This is a genomic window from Streptomyces sp. NBC_00237 (assembly GCF_026342435.1).
In the GTDB taxonomy this organism is placed as follows: Bacteria; Actinomycetota; Actinomycetes; order Streptomycetales; family Streptomycetaceae; genus Streptomyces.
The window spans coordinates 1,769,413-1,792,100 of the sequence record NZ_JAPEMT010000001.1 but is presented as its reverse complement, the minus strand read 5'-3'; the positions used below and the strand labels follow the sequence as shown (position 1 = coordinate 1,792,100).

Annotated in this window: 21 protein-coding genes and 3 tRNA genes; 11 read left to right on the top strand and 13 right to left on the bottom strand. The window is 71.5% G+C overall.

The window, feature by feature from the left end:
- Window positions 1-26: 26 nt before the first annotated feature.
- Window positions 27-698: a DUF4097 family beta strand repeat-containing protein gene (locus OG897_RS07900; protein ID WP_266654189.1), complete on the bottom strand. Its 672-nt coding sequence runs from the start codon at window positions 696-698 to the stop codon at window positions 27-29.
- A 269-nt stretch (window positions 699-967) separates the two neighbouring features.
- On the opposite strand from OG897_RS07900, the gene OG897_RS07895 reads away from it, so the two are divergent.
- The gene (locus tag OG897_RS07895) at window positions 968-1,702 is read left to right on the top strand and encodes a helix-turn-helix domain-containing protein (protein WP_266654187.1); all 735 of its coding nucleotides are present in this window, start codon (window positions 968-970) and stop codon (window positions 1,700-1,702) included.
- Window positions 1,703-1,767: 65 nt separating this feature from the next.
- On the opposite strand, the gene sigJ is transcribed toward OG897_RS07895, so the two are convergent.
- Complete coding sequence (gene sigJ, locus OG897_RS07890; RefSeq protein ID WP_266654185.1) at window positions 1,768-2,676, bottom strand: RNA polymerase sigma factor SigJ; 909 nt, start codon at window positions 2,674-2,676, stop codon at window positions 1,768-1,770.
- A gap of 99 nt (window positions 2,677-2,775) precedes the next feature.
- On the opposite strand from sigJ, the gene OG897_RS07885 reads away from it, so the two are divergent.
- Window positions 2,776-3,213, top strand: coding sequence for a hypothetical protein (locus tag OG897_RS07885; RefSeq protein ID WP_266654183.1), 438 nt, complete (start codon window positions 2,776-2,778; stop codon window positions 3,211-3,213).
- Between the two features lie 25 nt (window positions 3,214-3,238).
- On the opposite strand, the gene OG897_RS07880 is transcribed toward OG897_RS07885, so the two are convergent.
- Window positions 3,239-3,718: a DinB family protein gene (locus OG897_RS07880; protein WP_266656661.1), complete on the bottom strand. Its 480-nt coding sequence runs from the start codon at window positions 3,716-3,718 to the stop codon at window positions 3,239-3,241.
- Window positions 3,719-3,975: 257 nt separating this feature from the next.
- On the opposite strand from OG897_RS07880, the gene OG897_RS07875 reads away from it, so the two are divergent.
- Window positions 3,976-4,482: a DinB family protein gene (locus tag OG897_RS07875; protein ID WP_266654181.1), complete on the top strand. Its 507-nt coding sequence runs from the start codon at window positions 3,976-3,978 to the stop codon at window positions 4,480-4,482.
- Between the two features lie 67 nt (window positions 4,483-4,549).
- Window positions 4,550-4,795 carry a hypothetical protein gene (locus tag OG897_RS07870; RefSeq protein ID WP_266654179.1) on the top strand — a complete coding sequence of 82 codons (246 nt, stop codon included), beginning with the start codon at window positions 4,550-4,552 and terminating at the stop codon, window positions 4,793-4,795.
- Between the two features lie 142 nt (window positions 4,796-4,937).
- Here OG897_RS07870 and OG897_RS07865 read toward each other — a convergent pair whose 3' ends face one another.
- The 4 genes from OG897_RS07865 to OG897_RS07850 all read right to left on the bottom strand — a co-directional run bounded on the left by OG897_RS07865 (window position 4,938) and on the right by OG897_RS07850 (window position 5,971).
- A complete protein-coding gene (locus OG897_RS07865; RefSeq protein WP_266654177.1) occupies window positions 4,938-5,192 on the bottom strand; it encodes a hypothetical protein in 255 nt (84 codons plus the stop codon).
- A 329-nt stretch (window positions 5,193-5,521) separates the two neighbouring features.
- Window positions 5,522-5,595 (bottom strand) — tRNA-Ile (locus OG897_RS07860).
- A gap of 225 nt (window positions 5,596-5,820) precedes the next feature.
- Window positions 5,821-5,893, bottom strand: a tRNA-Asn gene (locus OG897_RS07855).
- Window positions 5,894-5,898: 5 nt separating this feature from the next.
- Window positions 5,899-5,971, bottom strand: a tRNA-Asn gene (locus OG897_RS07850).
- A 181-nt stretch (window positions 5,972-6,152) separates the two neighbouring features.
- On the opposite strand from OG897_RS07850, the gene OG897_RS07845 reads away from it, so the two are divergent.
- From OG897_RS07845 to OG897_RS07830, 4 genes are all read left to right on the top strand, one after another.
- The gene (locus OG897_RS07845) at window positions 6,153-6,467 is read left to right on the top strand and encodes a YtxH domain-containing protein (protein WP_266654175.1); all 315 of its coding nucleotides are present in this window, start codon (window positions 6,153-6,155) and stop codon (window positions 6,465-6,467) included.
- A gap of 118 nt (window positions 6,468-6,585) precedes the next feature.
- The gene (locus OG897_RS07840) at window positions 6,586-8,040 is read left to right on the top strand and encodes an FGGY family carbohydrate kinase (protein ID WP_266654173.1); all 1,455 of its coding nucleotides are present in this window, start codon (window positions 6,586-6,588) and stop codon (window positions 8,038-8,040) included.
- Between the two features lie 567 nt (window positions 8,041-8,607).
- Window positions 8,608-10,341, top strand: a complete 1,734-nt coding sequence (locus tag OG897_RS07835; RefSeq protein WP_266654171.1) for an ABC transporter ATP-binding protein — start codon at window positions 8,608-8,610, stop codon at window positions 10,339-10,341.
- The gene (locus OG897_RS07830; protein ID WP_266654169.1) at window positions 10,338-12,275 is read left to right on the top strand and encodes an ABC transporter ATP-binding protein; all 1,938 of its coding nucleotides are present in this window, start codon (window positions 10,338-10,340) and stop codon (window positions 12,273-12,275) included. Before OG897_RS07835 ends, OG897_RS07830 begins: the two co-directional genes overlap by 4 nt.
- A gap of 207 nt (window positions 12,276-12,482) precedes the next feature.
- On the opposite strand, the gene OG897_RS07825 is transcribed toward OG897_RS07830, so the two are convergent.
- The 5 genes from OG897_RS07825 to OG897_RS07805 form a co-directional block, all read right to left on the bottom strand.
- Entirely contained in the window at window positions 12,483-13,652 is a 1,170-nt protein-coding gene (locus OG897_RS07825) for an RNA polymerase sigma factor (protein ID WP_266656659.1), read from the bottom strand.
- A gap of 215 nt (window positions 13,653-13,867) precedes the next feature.
- Window positions 13,868-15,775, bottom strand: a complete 1,908-nt coding sequence (gene dnaG, locus OG897_RS07820; RefSeq protein WP_266654167.1) for a DNA primase — start codon at window positions 15,773-15,775, stop codon at window positions 13,868-13,870.
- 42 nt (window positions 15,776-15,817) lie between these two features.
- The gene (locus OG897_RS07815) at window positions 15,818-17,098 is read right to left on the bottom strand and encodes an NAD(P)/FAD-dependent oxidoreductase (protein WP_266654164.1); all 1,281 of its coding nucleotides are present in this window, start codon (window positions 17,096-17,098) and stop codon (window positions 15,818-15,820) included.
- Between the two features lie 115 nt (window positions 17,099-17,213).
- Window positions 17,214-18,497 carry a deoxyguanosinetriphosphate triphosphohydrolase gene (locus OG897_RS07810; RefSeq protein ID WP_266654162.1) on the bottom strand — a complete coding sequence of 428 codons (1,284 nt, stop codon included), beginning with the start codon at window positions 18,495-18,497 and terminating at the stop codon, window positions 17,214-17,216.
- 55 nt (window positions 18,498-18,552) lie between these two features.
- Window positions 18,553-18,804 (bottom strand): hypothetical protein, encoded by a 252-nt coding sequence (locus OG897_RS07805; protein WP_266654160.1) that lies wholly within the window; start codon window positions 18,802-18,804, stop codon window positions 18,553-18,555.
- 280 nt (window positions 18,805-19,084) lie between these two features.
- Here OG897_RS07805 and OG897_RS07800 point away from each other — a divergent pair, with 280 nt between their 5' ends.
- Window positions 19,085-19,795, top strand: a complete 711-nt coding sequence (locus OG897_RS07800; RefSeq protein WP_266654158.1) for a vancomycin high temperature exclusion protein — start codon at window positions 19,085-19,087, stop codon at window positions 19,793-19,795.
- A gap of 75 nt (window positions 19,796-19,870) precedes the next feature.
- On the opposite strand, the gene OG897_RS07795 is transcribed toward OG897_RS07800, so the two are convergent.
- A complete protein-coding gene (locus tag OG897_RS07795; protein WP_266654156.1) occupies window positions 19,871-20,200 on the bottom strand; it encodes an I78 family peptidase inhibitor in 330 nt (109 codons plus the stop codon).
- Window positions 20,201-20,643: 443 nt separating this feature from the next.
- Between OG897_RS07795 and OG897_RS07790 the strand changes: the two genes are divergently transcribed.
- Both OG897_RS07790 and OG897_RS07785 read left to right on the top strand, forming a co-directional pair.
- Complete coding sequence (locus OG897_RS07790; protein WP_266654154.1) at window positions 20,644-21,396, top strand: hypothetical protein; 753 nt, start codon at window positions 20,644-20,646, stop codon at window positions 21,394-21,396.
- On the top strand, window positions 21,393-22,682 hold the full coding sequence (locus OG897_RS07785; protein ID WP_266654152.1) for a HAMP domain-containing sensor histidine kinase: 1,290 nt from the start codon (window positions 21,393-21,395) through the stop codon (window positions 22,680-22,682). The genes OG897_RS07790 and OG897_RS07785 overlap by 4 nt, the downstream gene beginning before the upstream one ends.
- Window positions 22,683-22,688 lie beyond the last annotated feature (6 nt).

The window sequence follows — 22,688 nt, the reverse complement described above, 5'->3', positions numbered from 1 at the left end:
CCGTCGTCGGCTCCCGCATCCCGCGATCAGTTGCTGCGGGCGGCGATGTTGCCGTACGAGGTGGTGGCGTGGATGTTCAGCGCCGCACCGGAACCCGCGGCGTTCTGGAGGGTGTTGGAGATGCGGCCGTACGCGGTGCCCGCGTCGAGGGTGGCGGAGGTGCCGCGAGCGGCGCCGACCGTGATGTCCCCGGCCTCGGTGCGCAGGACGACCTCGCCCGCCACCGCCTCGGCGACCGTCAGGTCACCCTTCGCGGTGGTGATCCGCGCCGCGCCGCCGAGCAGTCCGACCTGGATGTCACCGGCCTGGAGGCCGATCCGCGCCCCGGCGGTCTCGTCGAGCTTCACCGAACCGTGGGCGCTGTCGTAGGTGACGTCCCCGAGGCGGCCGACACCCCGGAACTCGGCGGTCGCGGTCTTGCCCTCGACGTGCGAACCGGCCGGGAGCTGAACGGTGACCTCGACGGCCCCGGTGGAGCCGAAGACCTGGTTCCTGGGGGCGGGGGCGGTGATCCGCAGGACACCGTCCGCGTAGTCGACGGTGGTCTCCTCGGCGGCCTTGACGTCGCGGCTCTTGGAGGGGTTCGCGGGGCGGACCTCGACGGTGGCGTCGGCGCGGTCGGCGGCGATGAGGCGGATGCTGCCGGCGGGGATGTCGAAGTGGGCGGCGACGGCGGCGGAGGTGGCGAACTTCTGCATGATGGCGTCCTTTGTGTTGGCCGGTACTGCGTTTGGTCGGGCAGTGCGTCCGGCTCGTTCTTTCCGATGACCTGAACGCTACGTTGCCTTCACGATCCGAGCAACAACTTCGTTGCACTCGATCCCTGTTAATGCAGGCCAGGGGAACATTTTCGTTGCAACGTCCTACAACCTAACGCAACAAGACCCACTCTCCCCATTGCAATGATTTGGCGGTGAACGCTATGGTGGCCCCGGCAGACAGGACGAACCGCACGAAGGAGACCGCGATGCCGGGAGGCAGACTCACCCAGCAGGAACGCCAGCAGATCGGGCTGGGTCTGGCGGACGGCCTCGCGTACGCGGAGATCGCCCGCCGCCTCGACCGCCCGACCTCGACCGTCACCCGCGAGGTCATGCGCAACGGCGGCCCCGCCTCCTACCGCGCCGACCTGGCCCACCGCGCCACCGAACGCCGCACCCAGCGCCGCAAGCCCTCCACCGCCACGCCCCGCGGGCCCCAGACGGCACCGCAGCCGTTCGGCCGCGATCCCGAAGCGGTGCGTACGTACGAGGAGTTGTTCACCACCGTCCAGATGGCGTCGGGCATGCCGCAGATGATGGCCCGGGTGATGGCCTGCCTCACGCTCACCGACTCCGGCAGCCTCACCGCCGCCGAACTGGCCCAGCGGCTCCAGGTCAGCCCGGCCTCGATCTCCAAGGCGGTCGCGTTCCTCGACGAGCAGGGCATGATCCGCCGGGAGCGGGACGAGCGCCGCCGCGAGCGCTACATCGTCGACGACGACATCTGGTACCAGGCGATGATGGCCAGCGCCCGCTCCACCGCCAAGATGATGGAGACGGCGCGGCAGGGCGTCACGGTCCTGGTCCCGGGCACCCCGGCGGCCACCCGCCTGGAGAACGTGGCCCGCTTCCTGGACTACGTGTCCGAGGCCATCGGGCGGGCCGCCGAACAGGCCCGCGACATCCTCCACACGAAGCCGGACGACACTCCGACTCCCTGACTTCCAGGGGGAGTCAGCGGGACTCGGCGGGAGTCAGCGGGAGTCACGGAGGAGCCGGGCGGGCGTCAGGCCACCCACGCCCCCAGCTTCTCCGGATTGCGTACCGCCCAGATCCGTACGACGCGGCCGTCCTCACCGATCTCGAACGAGGCCACGGTCATGACGGCCCCGTCGTGCGCCGCCACCAGTCCCGGCACGCCGTTCACACTCCGCACGAGCAGTTCGAGCCCGGGCACCTTGTCGGCGATGGCGACCATGTACGAGGCGATGTCCGCACTGCCCTCGACGGGCCGCAGCACCGTACCGACCAGTCCGCCCCCGTCGGCGGTCATGACGGCGGCCGGGTCCAGCAGCCCGACGAGCGCCGCGACGTCCTTCGCCTCCCACGCCTCCTTGACCCGCCGTACGGTCTCCAGCTGTCCCGCGACCAGCACGGACGACCCGGCGTCCCGCACGCGCCTGCGGCCTGAGGCGGCAAGCTGCTTGCAGGCGGCGGGAGTTCGCCCGACGATGGCGCCGATCTCGGCGAAGGGGTACCGGAAGACGTCGTGCAGGACGAACGCCACGCGCTCGGCGGGCGTCATCGCCTCCAGTACGACGAGGAGGGCCATGCTCACGGACTCGTCCAGCACCATCTGATCGGCGAGGTCGCCCCCCGAACCGCCCCCACCGCCGTGCCCCCACTCGGCCCGGTCGGGCAGCGGCTCGGGCAGCCAGGCCCCCACGTAGCGCTCCCGCCGGGCCCGCGCCGACCCGAGCACATCGAGGCAGATGCGGCCGGTCACGGTCGTCAGCCAGGCCGCCGGGACCTGGATCTCGTTCCGCTTCCCCGGCGTCAGCGCGTACCAGCGCGCGAACGCCTCCTGCACGGCATCCTCCGCCTCGCTCAGGGAGCCGAGCAACCGGTAGGCCACATTGATCAGTTGCCGCCGCTCGCCTGCTACGACGTGGATGTCCGCCCCTACAGCCGCCATGCCCCGACCACCCCTCGCCTTACCTTTCGCGGGCCCGTCTCGTCGGGCTGTCGAGACCTTATCGATCTACCGCCCCCGGGCGGGAAAGGGGCCCGCGACATGGCCATCCAGGCACCTCGGCCGACGGCACCCGGAACGACGGCAACCGGAGCGACGACGGCGGCGGAGCACGGCGGCGGATCCACCAGCGGCGGATCCACGTTCCTCCGCGTCTCGATCGCCCTCCAGACCCTGACCATCTTCCTCCAGGCCCTCTCCTCGGGCCTGTTGATGACCACGTCGTACGGGGAGGTGCTGCACGGCGTCGGAGCCCGCGTGATGTACGGGGCGACCATGATCTACGTCCTCGCGGCGGTCCTGGCCTGGAAGCCGGGCGGGGGCTCCCCGCGCCCGATCCTCCACGCGACCGGCTTCCTGGTGCTCGCCTCGGTCCAGGTAGCGGTCGGCATCGCGCACATCCCGGCGGTCCATCTCCCGCTGGGCGTGCTGATGTTCGGCCTGAGCGTGCTGGCGCTGACGCTGACGCGGCGACGCTGAACGCGGGGGCGGGGGCGGGGGCGTCTCACGCCATGCTCTGCGCCCCGTCCAGGGTTTCCCGGAGGATGTCCGCGTGCCCGGCGTGCTGCGCCGTCTCGGTCCCGATGTGCAGCAGCACGCCCCGCAGCGACCATTCCGTACCGGGCTCCGTCCACGGCGCCTCGGGGAGCGGCCAGGTGACGCCCAGGTCGGGGAGGGTGCGCACGAGTTCGTCGGTGGCGTCCGCCGCTTCCTCGTACGCCTTGAGCACACCCGCCAGCGTGTCGCCGGGCAGCATCCGGAAGCCGTCCTCGCGCTCGGCCCTGCCCTCCTCGGTCTCGCCTGCGGCGTCCTTCACCGACGCGGGCCCTTCCACGATGAAGGCCGCCCAGCCGCGTTCGACGGCGGTCACGTGCTTGATGAGGCCGCCGATGCAGAGTGCGCTGGCGGTGGTGCGCAGTCCGGCCTGCTCGTCGGTGAGGTCGCGGGCGGTGTGCCGCAGGAAGTAGCGGCTCTTGGCCAGCATGGCAAGAAGGTCGGCACGCTCGCCGGTGGGGTCCGGGACGGGGGCCTGGGTGGTGGCGGGGCTGGTGGACTTCGACTCGTCGATCGCCTTCATGACGTACGCCTGCCTTCTGCTCTTCCGGAGTTCTTCCTGCTGACAGCAGACTAGAACTCATCTAGGCCAGGCTGTGTCCTACTGGGGCGCCGCCTTTCGGGCCGTCCCTGGGCCCGTCGAAAATGTCTCGACACCTGTACCGGCCGTCCGCCAAGCTTCGCGCGATGACGAGAATCAGCGACACACCGACCGCGTGGGACGACCGCACGCAGCTCACCACGTGCCTCGACTACGCCCGTGACACGACCCGCGCCAAGTGCGAGGGCGTCTCGGCGGAGAACGCCCGCAAGGCGATCCTGCCGACCTCTCCCCTGATGACCCTGAGCGGGATCGTCAACCACCTCCGCTGGGTGGAGTACTACTGGTTCCAGGTGGTCTTCCTCGGCGAGAAGGACGAGGGTCCCTGGACCGAGGAGGACCCCGACCGCGAGATGCGCATCGCCGTCGACTTCCCCCTCCCGCAACTACTCGACGAGTACGCACAACAGAGCGCGCGCTACCGGACGTTGGTGGCGGACAACGACCTCTCCACGCGGGCCGAGGGAGCCGACCGGCACGGTGTCCACGTCGATCTGCGCTGGATCCTCCTGCACCTCACCGAGGAGACGGCCCGCCACAACGGCCACCTGGACATCCTGCGCGAGCTGCTCGACGGCACGACCGGCAGCTAGGGCCTGCCCGCCGGGCCGGACCGACGGGGAACCGCCGGTCCGGCCCGGGCGCCACAGCGCCACGACCGTGAGACCCCGGCGATGCGCCGCCGCTGCCGCAGTGGCCACCCACGGCGGCATCCGCGAGGCCCGTATCGGCGCGACGTACTTCGCGGCGGAGACTCCACTCGACGACGTCTCGGGGAACCCGCCCGAGGGGTGGGGCAATCCCTCCCGGCCCGGGACGATGACCCTGCTGTCCGAGACCGAGGCCGTCTTCACGGACGGCGCGGCACACGAGGTGACGTTTTCGGGTGCGGTTCGGGCACCGTGACCCGCCACCCGAACTCCCCCCAGCGGAAGGCCCACTTCAAGAGCAGAAGGCCCCCTGGGCACCTGCAAGCAGCCCGGCCCCCGCTCGGGCACTCCGGCGTTCCGGCACGCGGACGCAGCGCCGGAGCGGGGACGAAGGGCTCCTACTGCACCGGCCGGTCCGGGGTGATGCGCTGCCCCCGGTGCTGCCGCCGGTACCTCCGGTCCCACTTGTCGCGCTGCTCACGCCGGGCCCGGTACTCGTCGTACCCGCCCCGCTGGGCACCACCACGCCCGGCGGCGCCCCTTCCGTAACGGAGGGCGAGGTAGACCAGGGCCCCCGCGGCCAGCCACCAGACCGGCTGGGAGAACCCCATGACCACCAGTACCACTACACAGATCCCCAATAGAACGACCATCACAGGCCCCCTCTGGAATCCCCGCTCGCACCCAGTCGGCAGGAGTCGGCTCAACTCGTGCCGGGGGCCGGGGCAGGGCCAAGCCTAGACCCGCGCGACACCCTGCGACAGGGTCGTGAAGGCACTTGGGCGCCCACGGCTTACGACGGTCCGGGCCCCTCCCCGGAGCCGGGACCTACCGGGTGACTCGCCTCGCCGCGACCACCCGCCCGCACCGGCTCGCCCCGGACGCACGCCCGGACATGAGTGAGGGCCCCCGTGATCTCTCACGAGGGCCCTCACTGTGACTGCCGTGCAGCTCAGAACGTTTCTGCCCTGTCCTGCTGCGGTGGGGCGGGTGGGACTCGAACCCACGGCCGACGGATTATGAGTCCGCTGCTCTAACCGGCTGAGCTACCGCCCCCACACGGCGTGGCGCGTACACATGTACGCGCCGTCTGCCGCAGCATAGCCGGTCATACGATCTCCCGCCTCGGATGCCCGGCAACACATGACCATGAGGACTTCCGTGCTGCCCGGACGGTTCCCCAACGTGCCGCACACCACACGAAGAGGGTCCGGAAGAGGTTCGTACGCAGGACGCGGGAACGGAAAAGAGGGCCTCCGAAGAGGCCCTCTTTTCTTCCTGCTCCCCCGACTGGACTCGAACCAGTAACCCTCCGGTTAACAGCCGAATGCTCTGCCAATTGAGCTACAGGGGACCGCGCTCCCCCGACTGGACTCGAACCAGTAACCTGCCGGTTAACAGCCGGCTGCTCTGCCAATTGAGCTACAGGGGATTGCTGCGGTTGCACCGAATGCACCTCCCACCGGTCTTCCCGGGGGCGTGCGCTCGCTGCGAGACATACATTAGCGCAAGCAGGGGGGTGCTTAGCCAATCGGTATCCGCCGGGATGATCAGCGGGCGGTACGGGTAGGCGATCGGCACACCGACACCGTTGCAGGAGAAGGGTGGCAGCCATGCGCTACCGGCTCACGTTCGTCGCCGGACTGGCCCTGGGATACGTGCTCGGCACCCGGGCCGGGCGCGAGCGCTACGAGCAGATCAGGAAGTCCGCCCGGCGGATCTCGCAGAACCCGGCCGTGCGGAACACCGCGGAGTCGGCGGCCCAGAGCGGACGCGAGTTCGCGGGCAAGGCCATGCACACCGTCACCGAGAAGGTGGGCGACAAGGTGAGCGGCCGGGTGCCGGAGTCGGTCGCGCAGCGGGTGCGCTCGCTGCGGGAGCGCGGACAGGGCGGCGGCGAGGACGACTGGGGCACGAGCAACACCTGAGTGGGGTCGGGTACGGGCAACACCTGAGCGCGTGTGCGGGCGGGGCGGCCCTTTCGTCCTGCCACAGGTTTCACGGCTGCCGCATTCCGCCTCGGCGGGGTGCGGCAGAATCATGCGCATGGGCATAGTCGCGGGGTTGGACAGTTCCTCCGGTTTCACACACGTCGTGGTCTGCGACACGGACACGGGTGCCGTGCTGCGTGAGGGGTACGCCCCCCATCCGATCGAGGAGCGGTCCACCGAGGCCGATCCGCAGGCGTGGCTGCTGTCGCTGGGCGAGGCCGCCGCAGACGGGCTGCTCGACGACGTACAGGCCATCGGTGTCTCGGCGCAGCAGCACGGTCTCGTGCCGCTGGACGTGAACGGGCAGCCGGTGCGGCCCGCGCTGCTGGGCAACGACAAGCGGGCGCAGGTAGCCGCGGCGGACCTGGTGGAGGGGCTCGGCGGCAGGCAGGCGTGGGCGCAGGCCGTCGGTTCGGTGCCGACGTCGCCGCAGCCCCTCGCCAAGCTGGCGTGGCTGGCACGGCACGAGCCGGAGAACGCGGCCAGGATCGCTTCCGTGATGCAGCCGCACGACTGGCTGGTGTGGCAGTTGCTGGGGCGTCCGGCCCGCCGGACGACCGACCGGGGTGCCGCGTCGGGGACCGGGTACTGGTCGGCCGCCACGGGGGCGTACCGGCCGGATCTGGTGGAGCTGGCGCTCGGGCACCAGGTGATGCTGCCGGAGGTGCTCGGTCCTTCCGATGCGGCGGGTACGACGCCGGAGGGGCTGCTGATCTCGGCGGGCACCGGGGAGACGATGGCCGCGGCCTTCGGTCTCGGGGTGGCCGTCGGCGACGCGGTGGTGTCGCTGGGTGCCTCGGGGTCGGTGATGGCCGTGCACCACGAGGCACTCGCCGACTCGACCGGGATGATCACGTCGTTCGCTGATGCCACGGGCATGCACCTGCCGGTCGTCCACACGTCGAACGCGGTGCGGGCGCTGCGGGGGACGGCGGAGCTGCTGGGTCTGGAGGGCGGCCTTGAGGAGCTGTCCGCGCTGGCGATGAAGTCGACGCCGGGGTCCTCGGGACTGGTGCTGCTCCCCTACCTGGAGGGCGAGCGGACACCGTGGCTGCCGCACGCGGCGGGGACGCTGTTCGGGCTGCGGCGGGAGTCGATGAAGCCGGAACATCTGGCGCGGGCCTCCTTCGAGGGGATGCTGTGCTCGCTGGCGGACGCGATGGACGTGCTGCGGGGGCGGGGTGTGCAGGTGCGGCGGGTGTTCTTGCTGGGGGCCGCAGCTGAGCTGCCCGCGGTGCAGGCGATGGCACCGATGATCTTCGGTACGCAGGTGGTGGTGCCCGCTCCGGCGCAGTACGCGGCGCTGGGGGCGGCACGGCAGGCGGCGTGGGCGCTGGGGGTCGCGCAGGGTTCGCTCTCTGCGGAGGAGCCGCCCGCTTGGCGGGGGGCGGTGACGCAGGTGCTGTCGGCGGGGGAAGAGGTCGCTGTGGGTGGGGCGGTGCGGCAGCAGTTCGGGGCGGCGCGGGAGCAGGTGCATCCGGGGGCCTTCGAGGGCGGCTCACTCCTTTAGGGGCGCGGGGCTGTGTGACTGTGCGGCTCGGCCGCGCGGACGCGCCCCTTAGGGGCGCGGGGAACTGCGCGCCCAGCCCCAACGCGCCCGCACGTCCGACCCCCAAGCCTCGCGAGTTTAGGTGAAGGATGGGGTCTCCCCTGCTCGAACGAAGTTGAGAGCTTGGGGAAGGGTCTGGGGCGGCCCGCCGCAGGCGCACCCTGGTGCGGCGCACCCATAGGCGGAGGTAACAACGGGCGGCACCGGGGTGGGCCCGGAGCGAGGGGGGCCGCCCCCTTGCCCGCCCGTTCCGCCCCCGGGGGGCGGCCCCGCCGCCCAAGGAGGCTAGGCGGAAGCGGAAGGGGCTGGGCCAGCCGCCCAAGGAGGCTCGGCGGAAGCGGAGGGGCGGAGCCCAAGGGGGCTAGGTGGGGCGGCGCCCAAGGAGGCGAAGCAGGGCGGCACCCGAGGGGGCGGGGCCCGAAGGGGGCGAGGCTTGACCGGGGTTTGGGGTAAACCCTTGGGCACGGTGGAGGTGGGTGGCGCAGGATGGAGGGCGATTCCTCTCCCGCCGTCGACGAAAGACCGCGTGTGCTTCTCAAGCTGCTGCGGGCCCACCTCGGCCCGTACAAGAAACCCATAGCACTGCTGGTGCTGCTGCAACTGTTGCAGACCAGCGCCGCCCTCTACCTCCCCACCCTCAACGCCGACATCATCGACAAGGGTGTCGTGAAGGGGAACACGGGCTACATCCTGGAATTCGGCGCCTTCATGGTCGCGGTGAGCGTCGTGCAGGTCGTCTGCAACATCGGGGCCGTCTTCTACGGGGCCCGCACCGCCGCCGCACTCGGCCGGGACATCCGGGCGGCCGTGTTCGGGCGGGTGCAGAGCTTCTCGGCGCGCGAGGTCGGCCACTTCGGCGCACCGTCCCTGATCACCCGCACGACGAACGACGTCCAGCAGGTGCAGATGCTGGTCCTGATGAGCTTCACGCTGGTGGTGGCCGCCCCCATCATGTGCGTCGGCGGCGTGATCATGGCGCTCGGCCAGGACGTGCCCCTGTCGGGCGTGCTGCTCGCGGTGGTGCCGGTGCTGGGCATCGCCGTCTCGCTGATCATCCGCAGGATGCGCCCGCTGTTCCGCTCCATGCAGGAGAAGCTGGACACCGTGAACCGGGTGCTGCGCGAGCAGATCACCGGCAACCGGGTCATCCGGGCCTTCGTGAAGGACGACTTCGAGAAGGAGCGGTTCAAGAGGGCCAACGAGGACCTCACCGAGGTGTCGCTGGCCACCGGCAAGCTGATGGCTCTGATGTTCCCGATCGTGATGACGGTCGTGAACGTGTCGAGCGTCGCCGTGGTGTGGTTCGGCGCCCACCGCATCGACAGCGGTGGGATGGAGATCGGTGCGCTGACCGCCTTCCTGGCCTATCTCATGCAGATCGTGATGTCCGTGATGATGGCCACCTTCATGTTCATGATGGTGCCGCGCGCGGAGGTGTGCGCCGAGCGCATCGAGGAAGTGCTGGGCACGGACAGCAGCGTGGTGCCGCCGCTCGCACCGGTCACCGAGCTGCGCCGCCACGGTCAACTGGAGCTGCGGGGAGTCGAGTTCAGCTACCCCGGCGCCGAGGAATCCGTACTGAAGGACATCGCGCTCAAGGCCCGCCCCGGCGAGACGACCGCGATCATCGGGTCGACGGGCTCGGGGAAGTCGACACTTCTGGGGCTGGTCCCCCGGCTGTTCGACGCGACGGGCGGCGAGGTGCTGGTCGACGGCGTGAACGTGAGAACCCTCGACCCCACGCTGCTCGCGAAGACGGTGTCGCTCGTCCCGCAGAAGCCGTATCTGTTCTCCGGGACGGTCGCGAGCAATTTGCGTTACGGAAATCCCGACGCCACGGACGACGAACTGTGGGCGGCGCTGGAGACGGCGCAGGCGAAGGACTTCGTGGAGCGGCTTGAGGGAGACCTCTACGCCCCGATCTCGCAGGGCGGCACGAACGTGTCCGGCGGCCAGCGCCAGCGCCTCTCCATCGCGCGCACGCTCGTCCAGCGCCCCGAGATCTACCTCTTCGACGACTCGTTCTCGGCACTGGACTACGCGACCGACGCGGCCCTGCGGGCGGCGCTGGCGCGGGAGACGGCGGAGGCGACCGTGATCATCGTGGCGCAGCGGGTGTCGACCATCCGTGACGCCGACCGGATCGTCGTACTGGACGAGGGCCGGGTCGTGGGCAGCGGACGGCACCACGATCTGATGGAGACCAATGAGACCTACCGGGAGATCGTGCTCTCCCAGCTGACGGAGGCCGAGGCGGCATGAGTGGGCCTGCTGGACGCATGATGGGACCCCCGGCCGAGAAGTCGATGAACTTCCGTGGGTCGGGGAAGCGGCTGGTGAAACAGCTGGCACCGGAGAAGGTCACCCTGTGGGTGCTGTTCGTGGCGCTGGTCTTCAGCGTGACGCTCTCCGTGATCGGCCCGAAGATCCTCGGCTCGGCGACGGACCTGCTGTTCGCGGGCATCGTCGGCCGGACGATGGAGCCGGGCATGACGAAGGCGCAGGCCGTCGAGGGGCTGCGCAAGGGCGGTGAGGACGGGTTCGCGGACATGCTGTCCGGGGTCGACTTCACGCCGGGGCAGGGCATCGACTTCGGCGCGATCGGCACCGTACTGCTGATCGTGCTGGCGGTGTACGTGGGGGCCGGGCTGCTGATGCTCGTCTCGACGCGGATGGTGAACCGGGCGGTCAACCGCACCGTGTACCGGATGCGCCAGGACGTCCAGGCGAAGCTGTCCCGCCTGCCGCTCGCCTACTTCGACAAGGCGAAGCGCGGTGAGGTGCTGTCGCGGACGACGAACGACATCGACAACATCGGTCAGACCATGCAGCAGACGATGGGCCAGCTCATCAACTCCGTGCTGACGGTGATCGGCGTCCTGGTCATCATGTTCTGGATCTCGCCGCTGCTGGCGGCCGTGGCGCTGGTGACGGTGCCGCTGTCGGTGGTCGTGGCGGCGAAGGTCGGCAAGCGGTCGCAGCCGCAGTTCGTGCAGCAGTGGAAGACGACGGGCGCGCTGAACGCGCACATCGAGGAGATGTACACCGGTCACTCGCTGGTGAAGGTCTTCGGTCGTCAGCACGAGTCGGCGGAGGGTTTCCGCGAGCAGAACGACCTGCTGTACGAGGCGAGTTTCAAGGCGCAGTTCAACAGCGGGATCATGCAGCCGCTGATGATGTTCGTGTCGAACCTGTCGTACGTGCTGGTGGCGGTGGTGGGCGGTCTGCGCGTCGCTTCGGGGACGCTGTCGATCGGCGACGTCCAGGCGTTCATCCAGTACTCGCGGCAGTTCTCGATGCCGTTGACGCAGGTGGCGTCGATGGCGAACCTCGTGCAGTCGGCGGTGGCGTCGGCCGAGCGGGTCTTCGAACTCCTCGACGCCGAGGAGCAGGCACCGGACGCGAAGGACGCGCCGGGGCTGCCGGTGACGGGTCCGGACGAGCTGCGGGGCGCGGTCGAGCTGGAGAACGTGTCCTTCCGGTACGAGGCCGACAAGCCCCTGATCGACGACCTCTCCCTGCGGGTCTCCCCCGGCCAGACGGTCGCGATCGTCGGGCCGACGGGCGCCGGGAAGACCACGCTGGTCAACCTCCTCATGCGCTTCTACGAGGTCACGGGCGGGCGGATCGCCATCGACGGGGTCGACATCGCGAAGATGTCCCGCGAGGAACTCCGCTCCGGGGTCGGGATGGTGCTCCAGGACACCTGGCTCTTCGGTGGCACCATCGCGGACAACATCGCGTACGGAGCTGCTGGTCCGGTGACGCGGGAGCAGGTCGAGGAGGCGGCGCGGGCGGCGCACGCGGACCGTTTCGTGCGGACGCTGCCCGACGGGTACGACACCGTCATCGACGACGACGGGGCGGGGGTCAGCGCGGGTGAGAAGCAGCTGATCACGATCGCCCGGGCGTTCCTGTCGGACCCGGTGATCCTGGTGCTCGACGAGGCGACGAGCTCGGTGGACACGCGGACGGAGGTCCTGATCCAGAAGGCGATGGCGCGGCTCGCGCACGGCCGCACGTCGTTCGTGATCGCGCACCGGCTCTCCACGATCCGGGACGCGGACGTGATCCTGGTGATGGAGAGCGGGGCGATCGTGGAGCAGGGTTCGCACGAAGAGCTGCTGGCGGCGGAGGGGGCGTACGCACGGCTGTACGCGGCCCAGTTCGCCCAGGCGGTGGTGGAGGTGGAGTAGGGACTCCATGGGGCGGTACGGGGGTGGGGTGGGGCTCCGTGCACGGTGCGGGGCCTCGGGGTGGGGCGGGGCCAGCACCGGGGTGGGCCCGGAGCGAGAGGGGCCGCCCCCTTGCCCGCCCGTTCCGCCCCCGGGGGGGCGGCCCCGCCGCCCAAGGGGCTAGGCGGAGGCATTGAGGGGCGCGGGGAACTGCGCAACCCGGCGGAATCAATCCAGGTAGCCTCGGAGCTGGTCCGCAAAGGCATGGTCGCGGAGCTTGTTGAGGGTCTTGGACTCGATCTGGCGGATGCGTTCACGGGTGACCCCGAAGATCCGCCCGATCTCCTCGAGGGTGCGCGGCCGCCCGTCCGCCAGCCCGTAACGCAGCTGGACCACCTTGCGTTCGCGCTCGCCGAGCGTGGAGAGGACCGCCTCCAGGTGCTCCCTCAGCAGGAGGAAGGCCGCGGACTCGACGGGTGAGGTCGCGTCGCCGTCCTCGATCAGGTCACCGAGGGCCACGTCGTCCTCCTCCCCCACGGGCGCGTGGAGCGAGACGGGCTCCTGGGCGAGGCGCAGCACCTCACCGACCCGCTCGGGCGTCAGGTCGAGCTGGGCGGCCACCTCGTCGGGCGTCGGCTCGTACCCCCGCTCCTGGAGGAGCCTGCGCTGGACCCGTACGACACGGTTGATGAGTTCGACGACGTGGACCGGGACCCGTATCGTCCGGGCCTGGTCGGCGAGCGCCCGGGACATGGCCTGCCGAATCCACCAGGTGGCGTAGGTCGAGAACTTGTACCCCCGCGCGTAGTCGAACTTCTCGACCGCCCGGATGAGCCCCAGATTCCCCTCCTGCACCAGATCGAGCATCGTCAGCCCCCGCCCGACGTACCGTTTCGCCACGGAGACGACGAGCCGGAGGTTCGCCTCGATGAGGCGGCGTTTCGCCATCCGCCCCCGTACGACCAACTTGTCGAGATCGAGGGCCAGTTGGGTGTCCAGATCGGTCGATCCAGCGAGCCTCTCCTCGGCGAAGAGGCCCGCTTCGACACTGCGGGCCAGTTCGACCTCGTCGGCGGCGGTGAGGAGCGGGATGCGGCCGATCTCCCGTAAGTACTGGCGGAAGAGGTCGGAGGAGGGGCCGGAGGTGTCGGCGCGGGCGGGACGTTCGGGCGGGTCGGGCCGCTCCTGCTCCTGGTCCGGCCCCCGTTCCTCCCGGTCCGGCCCCGGTCCCTGTTCGCGTTCTTCCATCGCGTCCTCGACGGACTCCGGGGCCTCGGTGGCCTCGGTGGCCGCCGCGACCTCCGAGGGCGCTTCCTGAGGACGTGCGGCGCGGTTCTGCGCGGGTACGGCCGCGACCAGATCGGTCAGGGTCTGGGTCTGCACGGGGGCGACCTCCAGGGTGAACGCTGCCGGGTCGGAGCCTCAAGCACGGGCCACGCACGGGTTCGGCCCCTCGTGCGGCCCCCGCGTTCGGGCCGCCATCACGGGCCACAAGCACCGCACCCAGTGTGGGGTGCGACACACGGCCGCCGCGAGGGGCGTGCGGGGACTTTCTGAGTCCGGTCCGTGACCGAGCGGTTACCCGGCGGGGTTCCAGGAGCGCTACAGGGGCCCTACAGGGCAGCCGCACCGTGGTTGCGCAGGGACTGCGCGTACTGCTGGAGGACCCACAGCTCGTTCTGTACGGCGGCCAGATGGGCGGGGTCGCCGTGCCCGCCGAGCCGGGCCAGGGAGCCCTGGACTTCGAGGATGCGGCGGTCGACGGCGCGCAGGCGGACCTGCACGAGCTGGACGCCCGCGTAGACCTCGTCGATGGACTTGGCGTGCAGGGCCTCGACGGCGAGTTCGGTGACCATGGCCCTGACCTGGTCGTCGATCGCGCACTCGCGGACCGTGGCGAGGTAGTCGGCGGGTGCCTGCGCGCCCAGCTCGGCACCGCCCGCCTCCTCGATGGTCTGCCGTACGGCCGCGTACGGAGGGGCCGTGAACTCGTCGGCGCCGTACGCGTCGAAGGCCGGGGAGACCAGGTCGGGCCGCTGGAGGGCGAGCTTGAGGAGCTCGCGCTCGGTGCGGTGGACGGGGCTGCGGAGGTTGAGGGCGGGGCCGCTGACGACGGGGGCGGCGGGGCCCGAGGGGTAGTTCTGCTGTCGGCGCGACTCCGGTCCCGAGGAGGGCCCGCGCCCGCCCCGGTCCTTCGCCCAGCGGGCGAGCTGCGCGATGCGCTTGACGACGAACTGGGTGTCGAGGATGCCGAGCATGCCCGCGAGCTGGACGGCGACCTCGTGCTGGGAGGCGCTGTTCTTGATGCGGGCGACGACGGGGCCCGCCTCGTCGAGGGCGGCGGCGCGGCCCCCCGGAGTCTCCAGGTCGTAGCGCGCGATGATCTGGCGCAGCGCGAACTCGAAGAGCGGGGTGCGGGGCTGCGTGAGGTCGGCGACGGCCTCGTCGCCCTTGGCCAGGCGCAGGTCGCAGGGGTCCATGTTGTCGGGGGCGATCGCGATGTACGTCTCGGCGGCGAACTTCTGGTCGTCCTCGAACGCGCGTAGGGCGGCCTTCTGACCTGCGGCGTCACCGTCGAACGTGAAGATCACCCGGGCCGAGCCGTTGTCCATCAGCAACCGGCGGAGGATCTTGATGTGGTCGCCGCCGAATGCCGTGCCGCAGGTCGCGATGGCGGTGGTGACTCCGGCCAGGTGGCAGGCCATGACGTCGGTGTAGCCCTCGACGACGACGGCGCGGCTGGACTTGGCGATGTCCTTCTTGGCCAGGTCGATGCCGTACAGGACCTGGGACTTCTTGTAGATCGGGGTCTCGGGGGTGTTGAGGTACTTCGGCCCGTTGTCGTCGTCGCGGAGCTTGCGCGCGCCGAAGCCGACGACCTCGCCGCCGATGTCGCGGATCGGCCACATCAGACGGCCCCGGAAGCGGTCGATGGGGCTGCGGCGGGACTCCTGGGCGAGCCCGGACAGGAGCAGCTCCTTGTCGGAGAAGCCCTTGCCGCGCAGGTAGCGGGTGAGGTGGTCCCAGCCCGCCGGGCTGTAGCCGACGCCGAAGTGGGCGGCGGCGGTCTGGTCGAAACCGCGCTCGGCGAGGAACTTCCGGCCGATCTCCGCCTCGGGGCTCTCCAGCTGCTGGATGTAGAAGTCGGCGGCGGCCTTGTGGGCCTCGACCAGGCGGGTGCGTTCGCCGCGCTGGGTGGAGGGGTTGTAGCCGCCCTCCTCGTACCGCAGGGTGATGCCCGCCTGCGCGGCGAGGCGCTCGACCGTCTCCGCGAAGGTGAGGTGGTCGATCTTCATCACGAAGGCGATCGTGTCGCCGCCTTCCTGGCAGCCGAAGCAGTGGAAGAGACCCTTGCTCGGGCTGACCTGGAAGGACGGGGACTTCTCGTCGTGGAAGGGGCAGAGGCCCTTGAGGTTGCCGCCGCCCGCGTTGCGGAGCGAAAGGTATTCGGACACGACGGCGTCGATCGGGAGCGCCTCCCGGACCGCCTTCACGTCGTCGTCGTTGATCCTGCCTGCCACGCGTGAAGTGTACGGGGAGGGTCGGACACTCTGCGGCGGCGGCTACGCGATCAAGGAGTCCAGGGGGACCGAGGGGTCGGCGAGGGCGTGCTGGTCGACTTCCGTGCCGCTCCTGATCAGGCGCTGGATCGACTCGGTGACGTCCCACACATTGACGTTCATGCCCGCGAGGACGCGGTGGTCCTTCAGCCAGAAGGCGATGAACGTGCGCTTCCCGGCGTCGCCGCGCACGACGACCTGGTCGTACGTGCCCGGGGGCGCCCAGCCCGAGTATTCGAGACCGAGGTCGTACTGGTCGGAGAAGAAGTACGGGACGCGGTCGTACGGCGTGCCCCGGCCGAGCATCGCGCGGGCGGCGGCGGGGCCGCCGTTGAGGGCGTTGGCCCAGTGCTCGACGCGCAGGCGCTGTCCGTGCAGGGAGGTGCCGGGGAGGTGCAGGGGGACGGCGGCGACGTCGCCGGCGGCGAAGACGTCGGGGTCGTTGGTGCGGTGGTGTCCGTCGACGGCGATGCCGCCGCCGTGGGCGCGGTCGACGAGGGCGAGCCCGGAGGACTCGGCGAGGGCGGTGCGGGGGGCGGCGCCGATGGCTGCGAGGACGTCGTGGGCGGGGTGCTCCTCGCCGTCGTCGGTGCGGGCGGCGAGGACCAGGCCGTCCTGGCCGACGATCTCGGTGAGGCGGGCCCCGAAGTGGAAGCGGACGCCGTGCTCGGCGTGCAGGTCGGTGAAGAGCTGGCCGAGCTCGGGGCCGAGGACGGAGTGCAGCGGGGTGGGCTCGGCCTCGACGACGGTGACCTCGGCTCCGTACCCGCGTGCGGCGGCGGCGATCTCCAGCCCGATCCAGCCTGCTCCGGCGATCACGAGGTGGCCGTTGTCGCGGCCGAGGGTGGCGAGGACTCCGCGCAGGCGCTCGGCGTGGGAGAGACGGCGCAGGTGGTGGACGCCCGTGAGGTCGGTGCCGGGGATGTCGAGGCGGCGGGGTTCGGAGCCGGTGGCGATGAGGAGCTTGTCGTACTGGATGAGGGTGCCGTCGTCGCCGAGGCGGACGGTGCGGGCCTCGCGGTCGAGGTGGACGACGGTCTGGCCGAGGTGGAGCTCGATGTCGTGGGCGGCGTACCAGGCGGCGTCGTGGGTGAAGACGCTGTCGCGGTCGGCCTTGCCGGTGAGGAGGCCCTTGGAGAGGGGCGGGCGTTCGTAGGGGTGGTCGCGTTCGTCGCCGATCAGGATCACCCGGCCGGTGAAGCCCTCGGAGCGGAGGGTCTCGGCGGCTTTCGCGCCGGCGAGTCCGCCGCCGATGATGACGAATGTCTGATCTGCGTCGACCACTTGATGCCTCCATTGTGCGTGTGCGCGTGGGCTTTTGAGCGTCCCGCACGGAGGGGTGCGGGGGAAGAGGGGGGCGGGGTACGGGGCTCCCGGGCGGGGCCGGAGCGAGAGGGGGCTAGCGGTTGGCTGTCAGGCGGGCGTGGAGGGAGCGGGCGGAGGAGTCGGTGAGGGAGGCGATCTGGTCGACGAGGACGCGTTTGCGGGCGCGGTCGTCGGGGGCCGTGTCGTAGAGGGCCCGGAACTGGGGGTCGAGGCCCTCGCCGGGGGCCCTCAGGGTGAGTGCCTCGGCGAGTTCGGCGATGACGATGCGCTGGTCGGCGCGGAGACGCTCCTGCTCGTCGCGCTGCATGACGTACCGGTCGGCGACCGCCTTCAGCACCGCGCACTCGTTGCGGGTGGAGCGGGGGACGACGAGTTCGGCGGAGTAGCGGGTGAGGCGGCCGGTGCCGTAGGCGCCGCGCGTGGCGCTCTCCGCCGCCAGGCAGAAGCGGCCGATGAGCTGGCTCGTGGCGTCCTTCAGGCGGGCCTGGGCGAGGGCCGAGCCGTCGTACCCGTGCGGCCACCAGTCCTGGTCCATGAGGCGGTCCAGCGCTGCGGCCAGTTCGGCGGGGTCGGTGTCCTCGGGGACGTACCGGCCGACGGCCACCGCGTAGATGTCCTGCCGTTCGGGTTCGGCGAAGAGGAGGTTGGGGTCGATGTGGCCCGCGTGCAGGCCGTCCTCGAAGTCGTGGACGGAGTACGCGACGTCGTCGGACCAGTCCATGACCTGGGCCTCGAAGCACTTGCGGAAGTCGGGGGCGCCCTCGCGGGCCCAGCGGAAGACGGGCAGGTCGTCCTCGTAGACGCCGAACTTCACCGAGCCGGGGTCGGTGGGGTGACTGCCGCGCGTCCAGGGGTACTTGGTGGCCGCGTCGAGGGCGGCACGCGTCAGATTGAGCCCGACGCTGACCAGCTCGCCGCTCTCCGCCGAGCGCACGAAGCGCTTGGGTTCGAGGCGGGTGAGCAGGCGCAGCGACTGGGCGTTGCCCTCGAAGCCGCCGCAGTCCTTGGCGAAGTCGTTGAGGGCCTGCTCGCCGTTGTGCCCGAAGGGCGGGTGGCCCATGTCATGGGAGAGGCAGGCCGCTTCGACGAGGTCGGGGTCGCAGCCCAGCGCCGCCCCCAGCTCCCGGCCGACCTGGGCGCACTCCAGGGAGTGGGTGAGCCGGGTGCGGGGGCTGGAGTCCCACACCTGGCTCCGCGAACCGGGGGTGACGACCTGGGTCTTGCCCGCGAGGCGGCGCAGTGCGGCGGAGTGCAGCACGCGCGCGCGGTCGCGCTGGAACGCGGTCCTGCCGGGCCGTTTGTCGGGCTCGGCGTCCCAGCGCTGCGTCGCGGCCGAGTCGTATGCGGTGCTTTCCATACCGATGACCGTAACCGCACCCACTGACAACCCGCCCCACCCACCGGGTGGCAGGTCAGGCGGGCGCGGGCGTTCCGGACCCCGTACGCGCACCGGCACGGGTGCCGTTGCGGGTGCCGTTGCGGGAGACACAGCCGAGTTGGGTGGAGAGCTGGGCGGTGATGCGGGTGAGGAGTTCGGCGGTGCTGTCCAGGGGCAGGGAGTGCGAGGCGGCCAGGGACGGGGACGCGGACGGGGAGCGGGACTCGCCGGGCGTGCGCGCGGGGGTCCCGTGTGCTTCTCGCGGTGGAGCCGACTCGTACGTCATGTCCCTGATCCTCCCGGCCGGAAGTTGCCGGGGCGTTGCGCGAGGGTGACGGCTGACGCCCGCCCCCTCTCCCGCGAACCCGCCCTCCCCTACCGCTCTTTCAGGAGGAAGACGTCGTCCGCACGCACCCGCAGCAGGTGGGTGCGGCCGAGGGTGGTGGGTGCGGCCAACGGAATTCCGTCGCGCTCGCGGCGCGCGCGAAATGCCCGCTCGGGAACCTTCGCCCCTGTTCGGACGTCGGAAGGGGCAGGAAGCAGAACGCGGCACCGGGGGAGAAACCATGCGGTTGAAGAGGGTCGGCGTGAAGTGGCCCCGGCTGCTGCCCCGGCTGCCCGAGGGGCGGCGGGGAAAGCGCCGCCTCGTGCAGGCCGTGATGGCGGGGTGCGTGCTGGCGCTGCTGCCCTCCACGTGGACGTACGCCTCGACGAGCAGCCGCGTCGGCGAGGTCGCGGACGCCCCGGCGCGGGAGGTGGCGATGGTGTTCGGCGCGGGCCTGTGGAAGGGCGAGCCGACTCCGTACCTGGCCCGCCGCCTGGACGCGGCGGCCGAGCTGTACCGGACGGGGAAGGTCAAGGTCGTCCTGGTCACCGGGGACAACAGCCGTGAGGAGTACGACGAACCGGACGCGATGCGCGCCTACCTCGTCAAGCACGGGGTCCCCGACGGGCACGTCGTGAGCGACTACGCCGGTTTCGACACCTGGGACTCGTGCGTACGGGCCAAGAAGATCTTCGGCGTCGACCGGGCGGTGCTGATCAGCCAGGCGTTCCACATACGGCGGGCCGTCACCCTGTGCGAGGCGGCCGGGGTGGACGGCTTCGGGGTCGGTGTCGACGACGAGCACGACGCGACCTGGTACTACGGCGGGGCCCGCGAGGTGTTCGCGGCGGGCAAGGCGCTGCTCGACGCGACGTTCCGGCCGGATCCGCACTTTCTCGGTGAGCGGGAGAAGGGGGTCACCGAGGCGTTGGCAGGGGGCGTGGCGCGCTGACACACGGGCCGCCGTACGCGGTCGGTGCCCGGAGGCGGGCCCTGGGGCCTGCCTCCGGGGCGGGCCCCTGGCGGGTCAGCCGAAGTGGATGCGGGTGATCCGGTTCTGGTCGTCGACGTGGACGTTCAGGCGGTCCGGCAGGTACTCCTGCGTCAGGATCGCGCCGGGCCTGACGATCCGGTACGGCTTGGGGATGTCCCGCTCGTGGACGAGGTGGTCGGCGGGGGCGCCGGTGGGGTCGGTCTCGCCGGTCCGTACGAGGGTCTTGCCGATCCACTGGTCGTAGTCGGGTGCGACGGCCACCGCCGGCTGGTGCTCGGCGGCGTGGGACTCACCGGCGGGGGCGAAGAAGGTCGCCGCGAGGGCCGCTGCCGTGAACAGGGTCTTGAGGTGGGAGCTGTGCATGCAGGGCACCTTGCTATCGGCGGGGGCCAACTTTCAAACGAGGGGCACTCGTTCGGGTGTATCGCGTGTTGGGTACGGGGGGTGGGCGGGGGCCCTGTGGCGGTGCGGCCGGTAGTGGGGTGGGGCGGGGGTGCTCCGGGGTGGGCCCGGAGCGAGAGGGGCCGCCCCCTTGCCCGCCCGTTCCGCCCCCGGGGGGCGGCCCCGCCGCCCAAGGGGGCGAGGCGGAAGCGGAGGGGGCTGGGCCCGCCGCCCAAGGAGGTTAGGTGGAGGCCCTGCCGCCCAAGAGGGCTGGGCGGGGGCGGCGTACGCGTGGTTGTTACAGAATGTCCGGGTTCTCGTGATGCGCGGTACATAAGGTCGTGGGAGTCATGCCCCGTCCCCCGAGCACCTCTCGCAGAGCCGTTCCGGTCCTCTCGGCCGCCACGGCCGGTTGTGCTGCGCTCGTGGCCGGGCTCAGCGGCTGCGGCGCACCGAACGGCCTCGGAGACGCGGAGCCCGCCCCCTCCGCCACTGCCCAGCCCCGCCCCCAGACGCTGTGGCCCGCCTGGTCCCCCGAGTCGTCCTCGCCCTCCGACGCGGTGACCGACCCCGAGCTTCAGGCCGCCCCCGAGCCGCTCCCCGGCTCCCCCGCCGTCCCGGCGGGCGGGCTCGCCGCCATGGAGCAGACGGACGTCCTGCGCGCCGACCCGCGCATGCGGCGGCTGACCCGGCGCGGCCCCGTCGACAAGCCGGGGAGGCCCGGCATCCGCCCGGCCGTGCTGCACGACCTGACCGGCGACGGGAAGCCCGAGCTGATCAGCGCGGTGGACCTGGAGAGCGGCCGGGTGGTGATGGCCGCGTACACGGTGCGGGACGGGAAGATCGTGCCGATCCTGTACACCAGCGGCGTACGGCCGGTCGTCGAGGCCATCGGGGTCGACCTCGTCGTGCGGGGTTCGGCGACCGACGGCGGCGAGCAGTCGATCCGCTACCGCTGGGACGGCAACCGGATGATCACGGTCAGCGAGGTGCGGAGCTTCCGCTCGGACGGCGACAGCGGCGAAGGGCAGGACTCCGACCCCGGGCAGAAGTCCGGCCGGGAACCCGGCGCTCCCCAGGACGGCGTCCCGCGGAGCGTGGCCCCACCGACCGTCAAGACCCCCGCCCCCGAGACTCCCGAGATCGAAACCCCCGAGACCCCCGGACCCACCCCGTGATCCGCCGGGCCGCCCGCCGGGTGCGGGGCTTCGTCGCCGGGCTCAGCCTCCGCTGGAAGATCGCCGCGCTGCCCGCCGCAGGCGCGGCCCTGGTCGCGCTGGCCATCGGGGTGCTGATCCACCAGGCCCGTACCGCCCAGGTCGCGGAGACCGCCCGGGAGTCGGCCGTCGCCGAGCTGTACCGGGTGCGCCAGCTGTACGAGCTGACCGGGCACGTCGATCCGCAGGACACCGGTGCCGCCCTCGACTCCCCCGAGCTGCCCGCCGCGCTGGACGCCAACGCCAGGGCGGGCAGCCGCAACACGTACCTGGACCTGTCGGGCCCGACGCCCAGCGTGTGGGCGGCGCGGCCGATCGGGGACCAGGTGCTGTCGGTCCGGCTGCCGCTGGGTGCGCAGCGCGCCGAGATCGGCGACCTGGACCGCAGCCTGGTGATGTGGGGCGCGGTCGTCGTCGCTCTGGCCGCACTGGCCGGGGCGGCGCTGGCGTCCCGGCTGAGCAGGCGGCTGCGGTCGGCGGCGGCCACCGCCCGCCGGATCAGCAACGGCGACCTCGACGCCCGGATCGCGATCCGCCCCGGCGGCCCCCGGGCGACCAAGGACGAGGTGGCGGAGCTGTCCGCCGCCCTCAACACCATGGCGGCCTCGCTGCAACGGCGGATCGAGACGGAGCAGCGGTTCACCGCCGACGTGGCGCACGAGCTGCGCACACCGCTCACCGGGTTGCAGACCGCCGCCGAACTGCTGCCGCCGTCCCGCCCGACCGAGCTCGTACGGGACCGGGTGAACGCCCTGCGCACCCTCACCGAGGACCTCCTGGAGGTCGCCCGGCTGGACTCGCACGCGGAGGAGCCGGATCTGTCCACGCATCCGCTGGGCCGTCTGGTGCGGAGCATCACGGAGCGGCTGGGCTGCCCGGCACAGGTGTCCGCACCCGAAGCGGCGGAGACGTACGTGCGCACGGACGCCCGCCGCCTGGCGCGGATCGTCACGAACCTGCTGGTCAACGCGCGCAAGCACGGCGGGGACCCGGTGGAGGTCCGGGTCGAGGGGCCCCGGGTCGTGGTCCGCGACCACGGTCCCGGTTTCCCGGAGAAGCTGCTGGCCGACGGCCCGCAGCGGTTCCTGACGGGGGCCGCCGAGCGCGGGCAGGGCAGCGGCCTCGGGCTGACGATCGCGTTCGGTCAGGCACGGGCGATCGGGGCGCGGGTCGAGCTGGCGAACCATCCGGACGACGGGGGCGCGGTGGTCGTGGTGACGCTTCCCACGACGCCGGAGGAGGGATGAGCCGGA